The organism is Ruegeria sp. HKCCD6604 (assembly GCF_013110635.1).
In the GTDB taxonomy this organism is placed as follows: domain Bacteria; phylum Pseudomonadota; class Alphaproteobacteria; order Rhodobacterales; family Rhodobacteraceae; genus Ruegeria.
Genome location: NZ_WVQW01000029.1, coordinates 1 through 1184 on the forward strand (window position 1 = coordinate 1; position 1184 = coordinate 1184).

1 rRNA gene is annotated in these 1184 nt (G+C 52.0%); it reads right to left on the minus strand.

Annotation, left to right across the window (positions count from 1 at the left end):
• Nucleotides 1-728: ribosomal RNA gene (locus GS614_RS21960) — 23S ribosomal RNA — on the minus strand; the annotation flags it as partial.
• Nucleotides 729-1184: the final 456 nt, after the last annotated feature.

Consider the following 1184-nt stretch of genomic DNA (forward strand, 5'->3'; position numbering starts at 1 on the left):
TTCAACCTGGCCATGCCTAGATCACTCGGTTTCGGGTCTGATCCCACGAACTCATGCGCCCTATTAAGACTCGCTTTCGCTGCGCCTACACCTAGCGGTTTAAGCTTGCTCGTGAGACCAAGTCGATGACCCATTATACAAAAGGTACGCTGTCAGCCCTCAAGGGGCCTCCAACTGATTGTAGGCGTTCGGTTTCAGGTACTGTTTCACTCCCCTCGCCGGGGTGCTTTTCACCTTTCCCTCACGGTACTGGTTCGCTATCGGTCAGTAAGGAGTACTTAGCCTTCGGAGGTGGTCCTCCGATCTTCGAACAGGATTTCACGTGTCCCGCCCTACTTAATACGTCCCTCAGAGCTTCCCATACGGGGCTGTCACCCGCTCTGGCTGCGTTTCCCAACGCATTCTGGTCACTCATCAGGCTCGGCTGGTCCGCGTTCGCTCGCCACTACTAACGGAGTCTCTATTGATGTCCTTTCCTCCGGGTACTTAGATGTTTCAGTTCCCCGGGTTTGCTCTTAAAGACCTATGTATTCAGTCCTTAAGTACCTGGTTCAAACCATTATTGATTAGCAGAGCTAACAATAACGATCTGTCAGGTGGGTTCCCCCATTCAGAGATCTTGGGATCAAAGCCTATTCCCGGCTCCCCCAAGCTTATCGCAGGGTATCACGTCTTTCATCGCCTCTTACTGCCAAGGCATCCACCAAACGCCCTTCTCGCGCTTGATTTGATCCAGAAAAAGACAGTGTTTCATGCCACGGTGCGGAAGCTGGTAAGAAACCGCACCTTTATTCTGAACCAAAAAGCAAACTATCCCGCTCTCAATCATGTCGGTGATTGAGAACTTGTTGCACGATCTTGCGATCATGCGGGTTAGTGTACTTGACTTGGACAACACTGTCTTTTCAACCAGGCATACTCCAGGACGTCTGAGGAAACATGACGTGGTCTGAAGCTCGCCTCACTTCCGAAGAAGATCAGCACCTGACTGAGGCCAATCCCTCACGCGGGCGGCCAACAGTATTGTTGATTGTATCTCTCTTAACGATGTCAATGTTCGTCCGGTTGGACGGCTAAACACTCTAAAAGTGCTTAGCGATCTAACCGATACGGCCATCCCCGCGGGGGATGGTGGGTCGAGGAGGACTTGAACCTCCGACCTCACGCTTATCAGGCGTGCGCTC